12 protein-coding genes are annotated in these 19,328 nt (G+C 49.4%); 6 read left to right on the forward strand and 6 right to left on the reverse strand.

What is annotated here, in order from left to right; genetic code table 11:
* Nucleotides 1–22 precede the first annotated feature (22 nt).
* From queA to meaB, 3 genes are all read left to right on the forward strand, one after another.
* The gene (gene queA, locus ACYU87_RS05545; protein ID WP_461133026.1) at nt 23–1,066 is read left to right on the forward strand and encodes a tRNA preQ1(34) S-adenosylmethionine ribosyltransferase-isomerase QueA; all 1,044 of its coding nucleotides are present in this window, start codon (nt 23–25) and stop codon (nt 1,064–1,066) included.
* 125 nt (nt 1,067–1,191) lie between these two features.
* Nucleotides 1,192–1,917 carry a 2-C-methyl-D-erythritol 4-phosphate cytidylyltransferase gene (locus ACYU87_RS05550; RefSeq protein WP_461133027.1) on the forward strand — a complete coding sequence of 242 codons (726 nt, stop codon included), beginning with the start codon at nt 1,192–1,194 and terminating at the stop codon, nt 1,915–1,917.
* Complete coding sequence (gene meaB, locus ACYU87_RS05555) at nt 1,917–2,903, forward strand: methylmalonyl Co-A mutase-associated GTPase MeaB (RefSeq protein WP_461133028.1); 987 nt, start codon at nt 1,917–1,919, stop codon at nt 2,901–2,903. Before ACYU87_RS05550 ends, meaB begins: the two co-directional genes overlap by 1 nt.
* A gap of 228 nt (nt 2,904–3,131) precedes the next feature.
* Here meaB and ACYU87_RS05560 read toward each other — a convergent pair whose 3' ends face one another.
* From ACYU87_RS05560 to ACYU87_RS05575, 4 genes are all read right to left on the reverse strand, one after another.
* On the reverse strand, nt 3,132–3,518 hold the full coding sequence (locus tag ACYU87_RS05560; protein ID WP_461133029.1) for a hypothetical protein: 387 nt from the start codon (nt 3,516–3,518) through the stop codon (nt 3,132–3,134).
* Nucleotides 3,519–3,573: 55 nt separating this feature from the next.
* Complete coding sequence (locus ACYU87_RS05565; protein WP_461133030.1) at nt 3,574–4,086, reverse strand: hypothetical protein; 513 nt, start codon at nt 4,084–4,086, stop codon at nt 3,574–3,576.
* 413 nt (nt 4,087–4,499) lie between these two features.
* Nucleotides 4,500–5,945: a SusD/RagB family nutrient-binding outer membrane lipoprotein gene (locus ACYU87_RS05570; protein WP_461133031.1), complete on the reverse strand. Its 1,446-nt coding sequence runs from the start codon at nt 5,943–5,945 to the stop codon at nt 4,500–4,502.
* A 94-nt stretch (nt 5,946–6,039) separates the two neighbouring features.
* Entirely contained in the window at nt 6,040–9,270 is a 3,231-nt protein-coding gene (locus ACYU87_RS05575; protein ID WP_461133032.1) for a SusC/RagA family TonB-linked outer membrane protein, read from the reverse strand.
* Nucleotides 9,271–9,926: 656 nt separating this feature from the next.
* Here ACYU87_RS05575 and ACYU87_RS05580 point away from each other — a divergent pair.
* From ACYU87_RS05580 to ACYU87_RS05590, 3 genes are read left to right on the forward strand one after another with little or no spacing between them, the layout of a single operon-like run.
* Nucleotides 9,927–13,181 carry a SusC/RagA family TonB-linked outer membrane protein gene (locus ACYU87_RS05580; protein ID WP_461133033.1) on the forward strand — a complete coding sequence of 1,085 codons (3,255 nt, stop codon included), beginning with the start codon at nt 9,927–9,929 and terminating at the stop codon, nt 13,179–13,181.
* Between the two features lie 23 nt (nt 13,182–13,204).
* A complete protein-coding gene (locus ACYU87_RS05585; RefSeq protein WP_461133034.1) occupies nt 13,205–14,710 on the forward strand; it encodes a SusD/RagB family nutrient-binding outer membrane lipoprotein in 1,506 nt (501 codons plus the stop codon).
* Between the two features lie 26 nt (nt 14,711–14,736).
* A complete protein-coding gene (locus ACYU87_RS05590) occupies nt 14,737–15,255 on the forward strand; it encodes a DUF1735 domain-containing protein (RefSeq protein ID WP_461133035.1) in 519 nt (172 codons plus the stop codon).
* A 67-nt stretch (nt 15,256–15,322) separates the two neighbouring features.
* Here the strand turns inward: ACYU87_RS05590 and ACYU87_RS05595 are convergent, their stop codons facing one another.
* Nucleotides 15,323–16,813: a glycoside hydrolase family 130 protein gene (locus ACYU87_RS05595; protein WP_461133036.1), complete on the reverse strand. Its 1,491-nt coding sequence runs from the start codon at nt 16,811–16,813 to the stop codon at nt 15,323–15,325.
* A gap of 133 nt (nt 16,814–16,946) precedes the next feature.
* On the reverse strand, nt 16,947–19,313 hold the full coding sequence (locus ACYU87_RS05600) for a glycosyltransferase family 4 protein (RefSeq protein ID WP_461133037.1): 2,367 nt from the start codon (nt 19,311–19,313) through the stop codon (nt 16,947–16,949).
* Nucleotides 19,314–19,328 lie beyond the last annotated feature (15 nt).

A 19,328-nucleotide genomic window follows, 5' to 3' on the forward strand; every position in this document is an offset into this window, starting at 1 on the left:
TCTATTTTGGTGCCAATACATTATGAAGTTATCCGAATTCAAATTTGATTTACCCGAAAGTCTTATCGCCAAATACCCGGTTGAGCGGGGTGAATCACGGCTTATGGTTGTAGACCGCAAAGCCAAAACTATTGAACACAAGCAGTTTTCGGATATGCTGGGTTATTTCAGCGATGGCGACGTGATGGTGATCAATAATACCAAAGTTTTTCCGGCAAGATTATACGGTAATAAAGAAAAGACAGGGGCCAAAATCGAAGTTTTTCTTTTGCGCGAATTGAACCGCGAAATGAAACTCTGGGATGTTCTGGTCGATCCAGCCCGTAAGATTCGGGTAGGCAATAAATTGTATTTCGGCGATAGTGATCTGGTAGCCGAAGTTATTGATAACACAACATCACGCGGCCGAACTATTCGTTTCCTGTTCGACGGGAATCACGAAGAATTTATGAAAGCGGTGGATGAACTGGGCGAAACACCGATTCCACGCGAAATGAACCGAGAAGCCGAAGAAGCAGACCGCGATGCGTACCAAACCGTTTTTGCACAGCACGTAGGTGCTGTAGCCGCGCCTACGGCCGGTCTGCACTTTACCCGTGCCATGATGAAGCGCATGGAAATCAAAGGCATTCACTTTGCGCCCGTTACACTGCACGTTGGCCTGGGTACATTTCGTCAGGTGGACGTTGAAGACCTGACCAAACACAAAACAGATTCGGAGAACTACCGGATTCCGGAAGATTCGTCTAAAATTGTGAATACGGCTCTCGATGCTGGCAAACGCGTATGCGCCATTGGAACCACGTCGCTGAAAGCCATTGAGTCGTCGGTATCGGCGAACAGTCGCCTGAAGCCCGTAGAAGGCTGGACGGACAAATTCATTTTCCCCCCGTACGACTTCAAGATTGCCAATTCGCTGTTGACAAGCCTGCATCTACCCGAGTCGATCCTGATTATGATGACGAGTGCTTTTGGTGGTCACGAACTTATCAAAGAAGCGTATCAGGTAGCAATCAAGGAGAAATATCGTTTCTTTAGCTACGGCGACGCCATGCTGATCATTTGATTCTCTCAGGTCTTGTCTTCACGGTTTCCTTTGCCGGACAATCGGAGAGGGCTGTGAAGACAAAGCCCCGGCGATTAATCACTCAATACAATTTAGTACTTTTGGGGCCTTGTGCCCCTTTTTTTATGACGGATACGAACCGCCCTTCTGCCAGCTCATCAACAACCAACTTTGCTATTATTGTGGCGGGGGGTAGCGGTAGCCGAATGAAGTCTGACATTCCCAAGCAATTTCTGCTTCTGAACGGTAAACCCATTCTTCAGCGTACAATTGAACAGTTTCTGTCTGTTGACCTGCCTGTATTTGCAGCTACCCAGACTGCGGATACTGCATCCCAAAAAATCAAGATTATCCTGGTTCTCCCCGCGCAGGAAAGGGCCATCTGGGATCAGCTTTGTAACGAGCACAATTTTCACCCCGATATTCAGACCGTTTCTGGCGGCAGCACCCGGTTTCAATCGGTACGCAACGGTCTGAAGGCTATTGAATCGCTTAATGGTATCGTTGCCGTTCATGATGGCGTTCGGCCGTTTGTGTCTCCGGCTATTATTCAGACCAGTTTTGCAACGGCAGCCCGAACCGGTTCCGCCGTAACCTGCGTACCTGTCAAGGATTCCGTTCGGGTCGTTGGGGCCGATGGCGTTAGTCAGGCAGTGGATCGAAGCCAGTATCGGTTGGTACAAACGCCCCAGACCTTTCAGCTGGCCCTATTTCGACAGGCTTTTCAAACCCAGGAGCAGGCTTTTTTCACGGACTGCGCCAGCGTTATGGAATTCGCCGGTTTCCCGATTACGCTGATTGATGGCGCCTACGAGAACATAAAAATTACAACGCCGGACGATTTACGCTAATGCGCCACCGATTCGCTCCTGATCATTATGCTACCGGCATACTCGCTGGCGACCGGCTGGTCCTGAGTCAGGCGATCACCTTAATCGAGAGTAAAAGATCCGATGATCAGGCGTTGGCACAGCAGGTTCTGGAGCGCATTTTACCACACACAGGCAAATCAGTCCGGGTCGGAATAACAGGCGTTCCCGGTGTTGGCAAAAGTACGTTTATCGAGTCTTTTGGTACCTATCTGACCGGCCTGGGCCATCGGCTGGCGGTCCTCACCGTCGATCCAACCAGCCAGCGTTCGGGTGGTAGTTTATTGGGGGATAAAACCCGCATGGAAACCCTCTCGATGAATCCGGGTGCTTACATTCGCCCCTCCCCGGCCGGCGACTCTCTGGGTGGTGTGGGGCACCGCACGCGCGAAACGATGCTCCTTTGCGAAGCGGCCGGTTTCGACCTGATTCTGGTAGAAACGGTGGGGGTCGGGCAATCGGAAACGGTTGTTCATAGCATGGTCGATTTCTTCCTGTTGCTGATGCTGGCCGGTGCCGGAGATGAACTACAGGGAATGAAACGCGGCATCATGGAACTGGCCGATGCACTGGCTATTACAAAAGCCGACGGAGATAACAGTCAATCGGCCAACCGCGCCCGGGTAGAGTACGAAAATGCGCTTCATCTGTTTCCACCCACGGGCACCGGATGGTTCCCGCCGGTACTCACTTGCTCGGCCATAACGAGTGCGGGTATTGACACCCTTTGGACAACCATCCAAAAACAGCAGCAACTAACCACCCAAAACGGCTACCGCGCCCGCCGTCGGCAGGAACAACAGCTTGCCTGGTTCAGGTCGCTGTTACAGCAACGTTTGGAGAGTCGGTTTTACAGTCAGCCAGGTATACAAGATCAGCTGGTTTCCCTTGAGAACCAGGTACGAGCGGGTACGCTTCTCCCCACTCCTGCCATTGAAATCTTGTTACACCAGTCGCCCGGAGAGTAGGCATACGGATTTTCGCAAGTAGCTAGCCTGCCTAACTCCGAAGCATACTCACAAACCCCGTCTTCCCGACGATTTATTGGCGGCTAGCGACCAGAAGTATCCAGTGGACCAGCTGATTTGCTGTAGGTTAAATTGATTAGCCCATAAACGAAGAAGCTGCTTTATCAAGATTGACAAAGCAGCTTCGAGTTAACAGGTCCTTGCACTTATGCCTAACCTGATCAGTTCCTATGAATTCCCCAACGTCCGGTCTGGCTCATTGGTGCGGGTTGCCGGAATAGCCGTGTCTGTTGTGCTGGTGTTCCAATCGGCGTTGTCGGTGCTTTTGTCCTCTTCCGTTACGGGAGGCTGCCCCCACGACGCCCGCTTCGACTCTTCGATCTCTTCGTCCGAGACAGTCGTTGCGTCATCAGATTCAGCCGCTAGCGCCTGCGCATTCGCATAGTCTCCTGGTACATCGGTATCGTTGCTATCGGCCACCCGGGATGGCAAATCGTTGTCGAGATTCTTGTCGTTCAACTGAGCAAGCTCCGGGGGAATACCCATGGTGTTGTGCATTGCCTGAGCCGCATACGACTCAGTGCTCTCTTTGCGGGAATTGCTACTTACGCTCATAACATTGACTAATTAAGTGTTGAGAATTTAAGAAAAGCGGTTACCTGCTTATGAGTTAATAGGCAGGCTGATTATTAAGATCTGTACCCGTTTCGGCGACATCGTCTTCACGTTCCTGCTGATCCTTATCAGCGTTAGTCTCCTGATCGTCGTCCTGTTTCTTTGCGTCTTCCTGCGCATTCGGAACCGGAACCTGATCGGCCGATGCGTAATCATCGGGTCCTGAAGTCGTTACATCAACTGTTGATGTGTTTGTTTTAGCTCCGTCGGCAACGGCTGCATTGGCTCCTTCTTCCGTTACTTCCATGGTGCTGTTACTGACATCACCCATTCGGATCACGCCATTTTTGCTATCCATATCGGTGCTGCCTATACCCCGGATGTTACGTCCATTCTGCCCGCCACGTACTTGCTCACTGTCGAGTCCGTTCGCTGAGTTTTCCTGTTCGTACGTATTTACATTATCGCTTGTTTGCCGATCTACATCGGTATCATCCGAGCCAAACGGCCCCTCAGTACGACCTGTAATCTGGGCATCTTCGCGTTCTACGTCTTTTTCATCTTTCATAGCACTGAGTCGTCTAATTTCATAGATTAACTTCGATACGGATAAAAAGTTTATTGCTTGCGTAGATGAAAAAATGTTTAATAACAGCCCAAAACAGCAACAGTTAATCCAAAAGAAACCCCCTACCACTCAATCAATATATAGACCATATAATATACATAAAAACCCCATGAATCATTTAAACGTGGTTTTACTGCTATATTCCCGTCATAATTACAAAGGCCTATCGTACTCTTTGTTGTTGCCAATGATATGATTTCCATAAAGAGTTTGCTTGTCTTTCTGAGATATAAGTGAACTAGATAAGCCCCTTCGGAAACTCGAATTTTAATAGTTGGATAAAGCGTAATGCAGAAAGCGGGCTGACACTGTCGACCCGCTTTTTTTTTGTTAGTATAATTAGTTATTCTCCCTTACTTATCCCACCAAACCCGGGTATACTGATCGTCTTTGCCTTGACGCGCCGTTACATCAGCATAGTTTTTTGCGTTAAGCGTGGTTTCCGTGGTTGGATAGGCTAACCGGCGCGGGATGGCAGTTCCACCATTCAGCGTGGTAGGAGCGGGTGTCAGCATGGGATATCCTGTCCGGCGCCACTCATTCCAGGCTTCTGTGCCCTGATTGAACAACGCAATCCACCGTTGATTACCAATAAGCGCAATTGCCTTGTCCGATGTGTAAGCGATGTCGGGCTGTGCGATGTAGGCAGCGAAGGCCGCGTCTGTGTAGCTGCTACCCAGCCACTGTTGCATAGATGCTTTAATAGCCGACTCGTACAGGGCTTTTGCATCGCCCGTTGTCCAGCCTAGTTTAGCCGCTTCAGCCTGAGCAAATAACACCTGCGCATAAGTCATGATGTTGACGGGAGCCGTCTGCGCACTCACGACCGAGCCTGCCAGCGAGTAATCCTGCGCTTTACCGGGTGCGGGAAATACGCCATAAGGAGCACCTACGTATTCACCTTTCAGGTTTTTAGCCGCGAAGACGGTCAGCCGTGGGTCGTTTATCTGCTTCAGGTAGTTCACGAATGTGCTGCTCAGGGCAAAATCTTTGCGGTTCGAGCGTACGTAGTTTGTGTACAACGGATTTTCGTTGTTGGCATCGGCCAGGTATTTGTACTGGACGTTGTCCGAATTAGACGTCAATACACCGTCGGCAAGGGCAGCCGCAAACTCAGTTTTACCTTTGGTCGGATCCACTTTTGATAAGCGTAGCGCAGCAATCAGCCGGAACGAAGCGGCTAATTTCTTCCAGCGGGTTGCGTTGCTCGACAGTATAATATCACCGCTCACAGCCCTGCCGCCATCAAATTGCGTTACGGCTTCTTTCCACTCTTTAAACAAGTCGGTGTAAATGTCCTGCTGCTTGTCGAATGCAGGCGAGAAGTTTTGATCGCCTTTGAGCGCCTGCGTGTATGGAACATCGCCCCACCGGTCAGTAATGTACTGATAAACGTAAGCTTTCAGAATCCGGGCAATGGCAATCTGGTTGCCATTGGAGCCGTAACTGGCGGCCAAACCCCGCGTTGCTTCGTTTGTATTCTGATCAATTATCTGCTGAAGATTGACCAGCGGTCCTGCATACAATCCGTTATAGCTGAAGTTGATCGTCTTGTAGCGCGAGTCTTCAATGTAGGTAACGTCCGAATATTGCTGAACATACAGCGCTGGCGTTATGTTGAAGCCACCGGGTCCAACCTGGGAGTTCATGGTCCCCACTGTACGTTGAGCACCGGTCATCAGACTGGCGGTATTCGGGAAAAGAGCGCTGTTGGGGTTTACGTTCAAATCCCCAAATTTATTACAGGCTACTGTTGCCGTCATCAGGCCTGTAAATAGCATTAGTTTATATCCTTTCATTGTTTCTTAAAGTCGTTTGTGAGTATATAACGTAGAGTACGCTTCCTCTATGTACTAATGAAAGTTACCAGAAGCGTTCTCTGTCGTTACGGGTTTAGAAACCTAAGCGAACGTTGATCCCGAAAGAGCGCACTGGTGGTAACTGACCACCTTCGTACCAGATCGTTTCCGATTCCGAAATATCGATGCCGCCCCCGATAGCACTGTAGATCAGCACTGGGTTACGGGCAATAAGCGATACGTTAGCTGATTTTACCACCTTGCCCAACACACGCTTCGGCAGGTTGTAGCCGAAAGCTACTTCCCGGAGTTTGACGTAGGTTTTGTCGTAAATCCACCGCTCGTTAAGGCCGAATAACCAGTTTTCGTACAGGTTCTGCGCATCAACCCGTGTTGTATTCTGTCTACCATCTTCCGTTACCCCGTCCAGCAGAACGCCACCACCCGTCGATGGATCGTCGCGCAATGGTTTGCCCAGTTCGTTCAGACCTGCCGTTTCAGCAGCCAGTCCCGAATAGGCGTTGAACATCTTGGTCGTCGAGAAGAATTTACCACCCACGACAAAGTCCGTGTTTACCCGCAGCGTCACATCTTTGTAGCTGAAGGTATTCAGCCAGCCGCCTTTGAACTTCGGCAGAACCGATCCCAGTTCGACGTTATCCTGTTTGATGTACAAACCAGCATTGGCACCACTGCTGTAGACCATGTTCCGGCCGTTGGCGTCTTTCTGAATACCCTGGCCTACCAGCGTACCCCAGTCGCGGGGAGTGCCATCCGTCCCTGTCCGCGCATTGAGCGTCAGTGTACGCCACTGCGGCCCATCAATCTGGTAGTTGGTCAATCCGCTGGCCAGTTCGATCACCTGCGACCGGTTCCGGTCTGCATTGATATCAAATTCCCAGTTAAAGCCCGACGCCGACCGAATCGGATTGGCATAAATGTGCAGTTCCAGACCCGATGTACGAATCAGACCGGCGTTGACGACGGCGTTTGAATAGCCACTGGTTGCGGCCACGGGTAGCGGAATGATCTGATTTTTGTTGTCATTCTGATAAGCCGTGAACTCCAGACCAATACGGTTACGCAGGAATTTCAAATCAAAACCCGCTTCGTACGACGATGACAGACCGGGCTTCAGCGTTGCATTTGGCAGTGTGCCAGGCAAAAAGGCTGTTGGATTACTGCCATAGGGCAGACCAGCCGTGTAAGCCAGTGCCGTTCTGTACGGATCAACATCGGTACCAACCTGAGCGTAGCCCGCCCGAACCTTGGCGTATGATAATACCTGGCTTTTTGGCAGTAGTTCGGTCAGGATCAAGCCAGCCGAAACGGATGGATAGAGATACGCATTGTTGGCTTGTGGCAACGTAGACGACCAGTCATTCCGGATAGAAGCCTCCACAAACGCGAAATCGCGGAACCCTAAACTTACGTTACCAAACACACTGTTCACCCGGCGTTCGTACAAATAGTTGTTGGCTAATGGGCGGTCGATAGACGCGGCTATGTTGTAAAAACCCGGTGCCGATAATCCTCCCTGTGTAGCCTGAAAAACAACATCCGTACGGTTGTAGCGGATGTTACCCCCGGCATTGGCGACAACGGACAGATCTTTGAAGTTCTGGTTGTAGTTCACCAATACTTCGTAATTGTTTTCCCGGCTGTTTGAGTTAAGGGTTGAGAAACCACCTTTACCGCCTTCGTTCAGCGTACCGATGGCGATACGGCCCTGCTGGTAGTAGGCATTCTGGTCACGGCGTATTGTGGCCGATGCTTTCAATGCCGGCGTAAATTGATACGTTAGACCAATGTCACCAAATAACCTGTCGCTCCGGTTGGTATTCGTGTTTTCGTAAGCCTGCGTGTAGGGGCTATCCCAATATTTTGGAGCGGGTTCGAGTGGTCCACCGATGTTCCAGCTCCGGAAGGTTCCATCCGGATTTTTATAGTTCCGAAGATCGTCCATATTCAACTGCCGCTGAAACCACTGGTTGAACATACCGATGGTCTGGTTATTGCCATTCAACGTAGCGCTGCTGATTGTTAATGGTGTTGAACCAAGTCCGCTGTTCTGCGGAGACGTTCCACCCGTAGAGCCGTAACGGTCGGCGGGTTGGTTTTTGGTATTCGTCGACGTATAGTTGATGTTCAGGTTCGCGGTCAGTTTATCAGCGAACTTGATCGAATTTTTGGCGCTGATGTAATCCCGGCTCTGCGACGAGTTGGGAATGATCCCGTTGTTGATAATGTGCGTGTAAGAAATCCGGCTCTGGAAAGCATCGGTACCACGTGAAAAAGCAATGTTCGTGTTGTTGCTGATTGGCTTTTCGAAGAAACTACGCACGTTGTTTGGCTGTGGCGAGAACGGCGTTAGCTGACCAAATTGTGCTCCCTGCTGCCATGAGAAAGCCGAGCGGTGCGGTGAACCATCCATTCGGGGACCCCAGCTTTCATCGGCCGAATAGTCCAAAATCTTCTGACCGTTAAACGACGACCACGACGCCGGGTGAATAGTAGGATCGAACTGGAACGTTTCCCAGGCCTGCGAGTAGCCACCGCCATACTCATTCTGGTACTTCGGCAGCAGAGCCACCATATCCAGCGTAGAGCTGTGATTGATGTCCAGGCGGGTTTCACCTGATTTAGCCCGCTTCGTCGTCACAACGATAACGCCTGCCGAAGCCCGGTTACCATACAACGCGGTGGCCGACGGTCCTTTCAGTACGGTCAGGTTTTCGACATCATCCATATTTACCTGGCTAATGTCCGTTGGTGTACCATCAACGACGTATAGCGGATCGCCACCCGACAGCGAGTTAACACCCCGAATACGAATGGACGGGTTACCGAATTTGGCTCCCGACTGACCAAGTACCTGCACACCCGCAATTTTACCAGCCAGTGCATTGCCGACATTCTGATCGCGGGCAAAATTAAGTTTATCCGCTTTCAAATCCTGAACGGCGTAGTTCAGGGCTTTCTTATCCCGCGAGATACCCAGCGCGGTCACAACAACTTCCTGCAGTTGTGAGGCATCGGGTACAAGGCTTACTGTAATGTTTGTCCGGTTGCCGATGGCAATCTCTTGTGTTGTGAAGCCAATGAAACTAAACACCAGCCTTGATCCGGCTGGCGCGTTGAGCTGAAACGAACCGGTAGCATCTGAGCTTGTGCCTCGCGACGTTCCTTTGACCGTAATGTTCACGCCCGGAAGGGCAGAGCCATCTTCCGACGAAGTAACCTTACCACTGATGGCTATATCCTGAGCTAACAACGGAATAGCGAATAAACACAGCATGAGCTGTGTCAGTAAAAATTTGCGCATATCACAATGTTTAAGTTAAGAAATGATACTTAAGTATAAAATTCTAAGCAAATTTATTAAAAATACATTAAAGATAAACCATCTATTGGCACAAAAAAGTCGTAGCTATCTACTGCCGATGCAGTTAATAATAGAATATTGTTCTACTTAATCACCTCTTTCCCCACTATTTCTTGACTAAGCATATATATTAATACATTATATTTTGTTAATGTATTTTTAATGTATCTTGGTTATTATTTATAAGTCCTTTTAGACTATTATTTCTCAGCACCAATATGCTCTTAAATCTGTAAATTTATTTTTACAACCAGTTTATGAGTATAAAAGTGGATACTGCTTCGGGTGATTATCCTATAATAATTTGTCATTTTAATTTACTTTCCATTTATTATATAGATTAAATAGAAAAAATAAATATAATCTTTTATTTAAGGGTATTTATACCATAGACCTACATACAAATTACTTAAGTATAATCTACCAATAATACAATTTCTCCTACTAAATTACAGGAGATACATTCGTTAAGATTATCTTTCATTTTTTCAAAAAAATCAGATTCATTTCCCTTTTCATTACCATTTCATTAAATAAAAAAGGATTAATATTGTCTTTTCTTAACTCAGCAATCTAAACGTCACCCATCAAGCTTTATGAGAAAAATTATAATTGGAAGCTGGTTACTTTCACTTATGTTCTGCTTGCCATTGCTGGCTCAGGATGCGGCTGTTACAGGCCGTGTGACATCATCGGATGACAGTTCCCCGCTGCCCGGTGTAAGCGTCGTTGTGAAGGGAACCACGCGGGGAACAACAACTGACGCAAACGGTACATATCGGATAAGCGCCGGTCCAGCGGTTACCCTGACGTTCTCGTTCGTCGGCTTTAAGTCACAGGATGTAGCCGTTGGAAGTCGTAATGCTGTAGATGTTGCACTGGCTCCCGATGCATCGACCCTGAATGAGGTAGTTGTAACGGGCTTCGGTATTCAGCGTACGGAGCGAGAGATTGGGACATCGATCGCCAGAATTACCAATGCCCAGATTACGCAGGCTGCCCCCATCAACATTGCCAATGGACTGACCGGCAAGGTTTCGGGTTTGCAGATTAATACGACGAATAATGGCGTGGGCGCGGGCGTACGGATCGTTCTGCGGGGAAACCGTTCCTTTTTGGGCAATAACCAGGCGCTACTGGTCGTCGATGGGGTTATTTCAGATAACACGTTCCTCTCGTCGATTAATCCCAATGACATTGCCGAAACGACCGTTTTGAAAGGCCCCAGTGCCGCGGCTCTTTACGGCTCCGATGCCTCTAACGGTGTGTTGATTGTGACAACCAAGCGGGGTACTACCAATAACAAACCTCAGATTACGTATAGCAATAACACCCAGTTTGAGAATATTTCCTACATGCCGGGATTGCAATCACAGTTTGGCGGCAACGGTGGAGAAGCCGCCCCTTATTATGATCGGAATTACGCTCGCCAATACGTTCCCTTCGAGAACCAGAGTTTCGGTACTCCTTACAACGGGTCATTGCAACCGCTTGGTTACGGTGTTCAGATTGTTGGTGCAGACGGTTCTGTTCGGCTGGATACGCTGAAAGTGCCCTATTCGTCACCAGCTAAAGATCCGCGCCGGGCGTTTTTCAATACAGGAGTTACGCAACAGCATGACATCTCGTACCGTGTTGGTGATAACCTGAACTACTTCAGCCTAGGTCTTCAACGGGTCGACCAGAAAGGAATTATTCCAAACGACAAATACCAGCGGACAACAATCAGCCTGTCGAGTGGCCGGTCGGTTGACAAATTTACCGCCAACGGTGCCGTGAAGTTTGCCTACCAGAATACTGATACGGAGAACGGCGATTTCAACCAGGGCAGACCCGTGTACTGGAACGTACTGAACCAGCAGGCTCACGCCCCCATCAACAGCTATCCGCTGAACGACATTACGTCTCCCTACGGTGATGTAAACGGATATTACAATGCTTATTATCCAAACCCATACTGGCAGATCACGGGCGATAATTCGCGGCAAGTGAACAAGCTCTATACGCTGCAGGGATCGGCCGATGCGGCTTACCAATTCAACAGTTGGTTTAACGTACTGTATCGCGTAGGTGGTCAGGTTTCGGCCCGGCAGTTCAAATCGCACGTTGCTGCTGTGTCCTTTAGCGATTATGCCCTTACCGACCCCTGGGAAGCGGGTAACATTGCCTCTTCGGTGGGTCAGGCAAACGCAAGAGTTAGTGATTTAACCGAGTTGAGAACCCGGTTTACCGGTGACCTGCTGGTTACCTTGAACCCAAAATTCGGCGATTTTACGACGAAATTGATTTTGGGCCAGCAAACCCGGCAAGAGTTCTACCGGTATACAACCGATGCTGCCGGTACGCTGGTAGTACCTGGGGTGTATAACATTGCCAATCGCCTTGGCAACCCATCGGTGAGTGAGGGAAGCACAAGCAGTCGTTTAATTGGTTTCTTCGGCGACTTTACCCTTGGCTACAAAGACTTTGCGTTTATCCACGCGACGGGCCGTAACGATAAAACATCGTTGCTATCGGCCGCTAACCGGTCGTTCTTCTACCCAAGCGTCGATGCATCGGTTGTTCTGTCGGAAGCCCTGCCCGCGCTGAGAGATAACAGTGTATTATCTTATTTGAAGATTCGGGGTGGTATCGCCAAAGTAGGCCAAGTGAACGTTGCTCCGTATCAATTGCAGAACGTGTTTAATCCTGGTATAGGGTTTCCATTTGGTAGTCAGCCCGGCTTTGAACTGAGTAACCAGCAGAACTATGCCGATCTGAAACCCGAATTTACGACCAACAATGAGGTAGGGGTGGAATTGGGCCTGTTCAACCGGTTCAACCTGGAAGCGGTTTATTACAAATCAACCACTACAAACCAGACCGTACCGATCGATATTTCGCAGGCAACCGGTTATTCAAGGGCACTGATCAATACCGGATCTATGGACAACCGTGGGTTTGAACTGGATCTGCGCACGATCAGACCACTGGTAAAGGCGGGTTCATTTACCTGGGACATCAATACGAACTTCACTTACCTGGAAAGCAAAGTAACGGATCTGTATCAGGACTTACCACGTATTAACATCGCCTATCCAAATGGGGTTGCCTCCGATGTGTATGCTGCCAAAGGATATGCCTATCCGGCACTATACGTAAACGATATTCAGCGGGTACAGACTACTGATCCGAACGCAATCAACTACGATCCAACCGGCCAGTTTGGCGGTCGGCCAGTGATTGATCCAACAACCGGTTACCCTGTTCTGGATCCGAACCTGAAATACGTCGGTACAACGCAGCCTAAATACCGGTTCGGCATGACAAACACCTTCAAGTTCAAGGGTGTAACACTGTCGGCAGTTATTGAATACCGGGGTGGTGCCGTTATTTACAATGCACTGGGTAACGCACTGGAATTTACCGGTGCTGGCATTCGGTCGACGTATGCGGGTCGGCAGAACTTCGTGTTTCCGGGTTCCGTCGTCAAAAATGCGGATGGCAGCTTCGCAAACAACACGAACGTAACGACGAAAGACGGTAACCTGACTTTCTGGACTAACTCGGCTTACCACAATGCGGGGTACAGCTACGTGACGAGCGCCGATTTCTGGAAACTGCGCGAAGTGGCGTTGAGCTACAACATTCCGGTGGGGATCCTGAGTTACACCCGGTTCATTAAGACCCTGAATATTGCGGTTACCGGTCGTAATCTGATCATGCTTCGGCCAAAAACAAACGTGTTCACTGATCCAGAATTCTCGGGGGGTACCAATGCCAATGATACCAGCAACGCCGTAGGCACAACGACAGAATACCAGGCTCCGCCAACGCGGTTCTATGGTTTCCGGGTGAGTTTTGGCTTCTAATCAGTTTTAATCAGCACACAACGATGACTTATATAAAACGAATAACAGCTGCGGCCTTCGCGGTGGTGTTACTGACTGTAGCAGGCTGTAAAGAGGGATACCTCGACATTAATAATAACCCCAACCAGGTAACGGCCGCTACACCGTCGCTGGTATTACCGGACGCCCTGGCCTCTACCGGTTCGTATATAACGACTAACTTCTATTTTCTGAACCTGTGGATGGGCTACTGGAACTGGAGTGGTAACTATTCGATCAATCTATCGGATAAGAACTACCAGTTCACGAATAGTTTCAATACGGGTATCTGGTCGAATGCGTATCTGAACCTGAAAAATTACAACTACCTGGATACGCAGGGAGCCGCCCTCGGACAGCCCCTGTTGCAGGGAATGGGGAAGATCATGAAAGCGCTGCATTTCCAGATTCTGGTCGATACGTATGGTAACGTTCCTTACTCCGATGCGCTGAAGGGTACGAGTAGCATTTTGCCCAAATACGATAACGGGCAAGCCATATACGACAGTCTGTTCACGCAGATCGATGCCGGGCTGGCGTTATTTACCAAAGCCGATCAGCAGGCGGCTCAGGGCCTAACGGTGCTCAACCCCGGTTCAAACGATATCATGTTTGGGGGAGACATTAGTCTGTGGCGCAAGTTTGCCAACACCCTTAAATTACGGATGCTGCTCCGTCAATCGGAAAAAACAGACCGGGCTTCTGTCGTTCAGGCGCAATTAGCAACAATTAAAGCGTCGGGATATGGTTTTCTGGGAGCTGGTCAGAGTGCCAGTGTAAACCCGGGCTACGTAAATTCGGCCAATCAGCAAAGTCCTTTCTACGGTGGGTTCTATCAGGTCAATGGCGCAGCCACACAAACGAACAACCAGTATAAGGGGAATCTGTACGCCATCACGTTTTATAAAAACACGAAAGACCCTCGCCTTGCTGCTTTTTATCGGCCGGTAACAGCCACAACCAATACGTTCAACGGTACACTGTTTGGTACGACCGATGTTTTGGTAAACAGTCAGGTGTCTGATATTGGTCCGGGTGTGCTGAAAAGTGTTGACCAGGATTCGCCCATACTATCGTCGCACGTGAGCTTGTTTATGCAGGCCGAAGCGGCTCAGCGGGGCTGGATAACCGGCGACCCTAAAACACTGTATCAGGCGGCAATTTCGGAGTCGTTCGTGAACGTGGGGCGTACGGCCGCCGAAGCCACTACTTATTATTCACAAACGGGGGTAAACAACGTAAACTGGGAGGCTTCGTCGAACAAGATCGAAGCCATCATTACCCAGAAATGGGCGTCCGAGAACAGTCTGGCTCCTTTCGAAGCCTGGTCTGATTACCGGCGGCTGGGCTTACCAACTACCATTCCTATTTCTTTGGAACCGACCACATCAGTGAAGCAGATTCCCGTGCGGTTGTTCTATCCTCAGAGTGAATACAGCACCAACGCTACCAACGTAAATGGCCAGGGTACGATCAATCAGTTTACGAGCAAAATCTTCTGGGTGAAGTAATGCCTAACCAAAACAAGCAAACAACCATGAACAAGTTTTTTAGTATTATCGTGGCCGCGAGTTTGGCAGTTGGTCTTACTTCGTGCCTTAAGGATGACGAACATTTTGTCGATTTTGCGGGTGCTGGCTATGTAGCTGAAATACCCTATGCGGCTAACCGGAGTATCCTGAAAACGGTCAGTGTGTCCGCTACCAGTACGTCGCTCGTCGCTCCTGTCGATATTAACATCGCGTCACCAAATCCGCCAACGCAGGCTATTCCGGTTACGGTGGCCATTGATCAAGCAGCATTAACCGCTTATAATACAGCCAACAAAACCAGCTATACAATTCTGCCGACTACAGCGTATCAGCTAACCAATCCAATGGTAACGGTTGCTGCGGGTCAGCGCATTGCGACGGTCAATGTAAGCTTCATTGGTACGCAGATTCCTACAACGGGCGGTCCTTATGCCGTTCCGTTGAGTATCACAACCGTACCGAGCAATGTGATTATCAGCGCAAACTACCATACGCAGATTCTGGTCGTTTCTTTAGCGAAGTAGGCCATGATTTAACGAAGAAGCCCCGCTACAAGTTGTAGCGGGGCTTCTTCTCGTTTATACCTTTCTATTAAGCAACGACCTCGGCCGTTACTGTTTCGGTTTTATTTTGCCCGGTCAGTTCGGCTAACAGTTCGGCTACGTTTACGGTAGCAAAGCTGCTGGCGTAATCGGCCATGGCATATGGAATAATCAGTTCGCCATTATTGATGAGGGCTCCGCAACTATAAACAACATTGGGCACGTAGCCCTCCCGTTCGTTTTCGTCGGGGCTCAGGATAGGTTCGCTGGTGCGGCCAATTACTTTGCAGGGGTCGTTGAGATCGAGCAGGAACGCGCCGATGGCGTACTTGCGCATGGGACCAACGCCATGACTCAGCACCAGCCAGCCAGCTTCCGTTTCGATGGGCGACCCGCAGTTCCCCAGTTGTACGTACTCCCAGTGGTAAGTCGGTTTCAGAATGAGTTCTTTCGTCTGCCAGAAATACAAATCGTCGGAATACATCAGGTAAATATTCTCACCATCCTGCCGCGAAATCATAGCGTACTTACCCCCAATCTTACGGGGAAACAAGGCCATGCCTTTGTTGGATACTTCGGCTCCATTCAACGTGCTGACGCTGAAGTGCGTAAAGTCCTTCGTCTCCAGCAGTTGCGGAAACGTAACGCGACCATTGTAGGCCGTATAGGTAGCGTAGTAGGTTACTTCTCCGTTATCGTCGGTGAACTGCACGAACCGCGCATCTTCAATACCGTTCGTTTCGTTCGGCGATGTTGGAAAAATGCACCGCTCATCCAGGCTTTGGTCGTCGTCAAAGTGGATCTCGTAATTTGATTTGCCCAGTGCCAGTAAACCGCTGGCAATGGTATCGTACTCGGCGTTGTACCGATATTGTGCCAGGACGCGTTTTATCTGCGCTTCCAGTTCCGAAAGATTGAACTCATCGCCCAATCCAACCATCATCTTCTCCTGGATGCTGTTTTCCAGCCGCAGCTCATACAGTTTACGCTCAAAAGTGGTTCGGTTGAACCGGTGATTGGGGACAATTTCGGGCGATGTTACATACCGGGAGGGCTGCCGTAAAACGATTTTTCCAGCTTCATCGATGTACCCCATCCGAAACGAGATGGACGAGACGTGCCCTTCTCCTGTGGCCCGCAGGCTTAAGATGAACCGTTTGAAACCAGGAGGAACATTTGTCTGGTCGGGATGCCAGATCATGGACGGATTAAACAAAGCGGCCGATTCAAGCGAATACTCCATGGTGAAGTACGCCCCCAACAGCAGCTTTCGATCTTCGGTGAGCGGCTCATCGGTCAATAAATGAGGCTTTATCTGCTCAAACCGATTTAGCAAAAATCGCTCTAATTTGTAGTGACGACCCCCGAATTCCCGAATCACTTCATCCAGTTTTCGTTCAGCCTCTTCGTCGGTCATACTGCCCACACGAGCCACAATTTTCAACGTCCGGGTGGTACTACCTAAATCAAAAGGGCGAAATAAAACACGGGTTGGGTCTGGCCGCAATACAATGCCAGTCCGAATGGCTTTTATACTCATTGATATTGATACGTTAGTGAATGACCAATTGATAGTTAGTGAGTGCGACAAAGGCAAAGGGTAAACATTGCTTCACACATTACTTACTCCTTACAACTTGATCATTCACCAACTTATTATCCTGCTTTTTTACTTACCCGTTCATCATAGCGGGCATGGCTACGTTAACTGGCTTTGCATCAGGTCGTTGTTTCTGACTAGCGTACAATTCTGCCAGGGCCAATAAATAGGAAAGTGTTGATTCGGCCCCCTGGTTCTGGTTTACACGATCAATGTGTAATCCGTCGCGGCAACCGCCAGTCTGCTGGTCGTAAAGTGGCAGGTTCAAGTCATTATAGCCTGTAAACCATTTAAAGATTCGGATGGCCGTTCGGTGCCATTCCTCGTCGCCCGTGGCCGAGAAAGCCGCCAGACAGGCCGAAACTGTACTTTGAGCTTCCAGCGGTTGCTGATCGAAATAAGCGCGGGGCTGTCCTTTTGTGTAGAACCCATTCGAACCAATTGGCTGAAACTGGCCATGTGATGCCGTTTGCAGATCCACAATCCAGCGTAAAGAATTTAGGCCGATATCGACCAGTTGTTTATCATTCGACCGGATCAGGACATGTGCTAAAACGGCATTGTCGTATGACAACGTGTTTTCGAACCAAGGCCAGTCTTCCGTGGCCGTTTCTGTATAGCGGAAAATCAGCTTATCGAGTAACTGACGTTCAATTGTTTTGGCCAGACGATCGTCATTGAATTTCTTCTGGTACTCATAGATACCCAGCAGCGCAAACGCCCACGAGCGGGGAGACGACATTGAAGCAACCGTTGGCAGAACTTTTTCGAATAAGCTCATGGCCCAGGTAACGGTATTTTTGTCCGCCGACCGACCAATGCAGGTACCCAAGGCCCAAATAGTACGCCCCGTGCTGTCGTCCGAACCAAACTCTTCGAGCCAGCGACGGTCGTAGCTCATAAAGTTTTTAAAACGTCGATGATCGTCCGTGTAGGCGTGGTTGATGAACGCGCAATAATTGTCGGCTGCTTTCGCCAGCTTTTGATCGCCTAAGCCCGCGTTCTGCAGAATGAGAGCTAAAATCAACGCGCGGGCGTTATCATCAGTACAGTAGCCTTCTTCGTAAAAAGGTAAATGATGACGGGCGTGCTGTATTATACCGGTCGAGTCGGTTAAGCGAAACAGGTGGTCGAGACGCAGAGCAGGCAGTTTGAAAACCAGGCTACTGTGTGCACCAACGGCGTATACGGCCTGGTTATTGACCGTGCTCATGCGCTCCTGCCGGGCATGCGCAAACGAGTCGGCATAGGCCTGAATGGCCCGCTCCCAAATCATCTCACGACCCATCAGGTACGCCTTTTTCCGAATCTGATGCCGCTTCGATTCGTCACTGAGCAGGTCGATAATTTCAGTAGCGATAGCGTCTGAGTCCCCGAAAGGTACCAGTACACCCCGTCCGTCGGCCAATAATTCCTCGGCATGCCAATAAGGCGTCGATACAACGGCTTTGCCGCAACCAAACGCGTACGATAGTGTTCCGGAGGTGATCTGCGCCGGGTTCAGGTACGGGGTGATATAAATATCGGCGGCACCCAGGTACTCCAGCAGGCCATCCAGTTCAACAAACTGGTTGTAGAACCGGACATTGTCGCGAACACCACAATCCTGAGCCAGCTTTTTCAGGCTATCCCGGTAGGCTTCCCCTTCGTGCTTGATCAGGTGAGGATGGGTAGCACCCAGTACCATGTAAACGACATTCGGGTACTGCTCAACGATTCGGGGCAATGCCCGAATTACGTTTTCGATACCTTTATTGGGCGACAGCAAGCCAAAGGTCAACAGGGTCTGCTTGCCTTCCATGCCAAACTTGTCCTTGAAAAAATGAGGATCGACAAAGGGCATATCGGGAATACCGTGGGGGATAAGGTCGATTTTCTCTTCCGGTATCTCATAAATATTGATCAGAAAGTCGCGCCCCTTTTCCGACATACAAACCACCCGAGACGATAGATCAGCAATACTTTTCAGCACCAGCAACTGGTCTTCATTGGGATCTTTCAAAATCGTATGGAATGTAGTGACGATCGGCATCGTCAGGTTGCGAAGTAATGTCAGAATGTAATTGCCCGCCGAACCGCCGTAGATGCCATATTCGTGCTGAAGACAAACGACATCAACGTCTTTTGAATTCAGGAATTCAGCGGCCTTTTTATACGCATTTTGATCGTGCTGGTAAAAATCATACCGCACTTCAGTGGGGTAATCGTACCCATCCACCGTATCGTTCACTGATACAACCAACGCCCTCGAATCAGGAATAAACGAATCATAAGATCCATATAGATCGGATGTGAACGTAGCGATGCCACATTGACGAGGCAGATAATCGCCGATGAACGCCACATTCTTAGGATTGTGCTCCCACACAGATGCATCCGTTTCTGCTTTATCAGAATGCTTATGGTTATTTGTGCCGGGTCGGTTTGTATGCGTTGCCATACGGTATGATAGTGG

The sequence above is a fragment of the Spirosoma lituiforme genome (assembly GCF_054776635.1).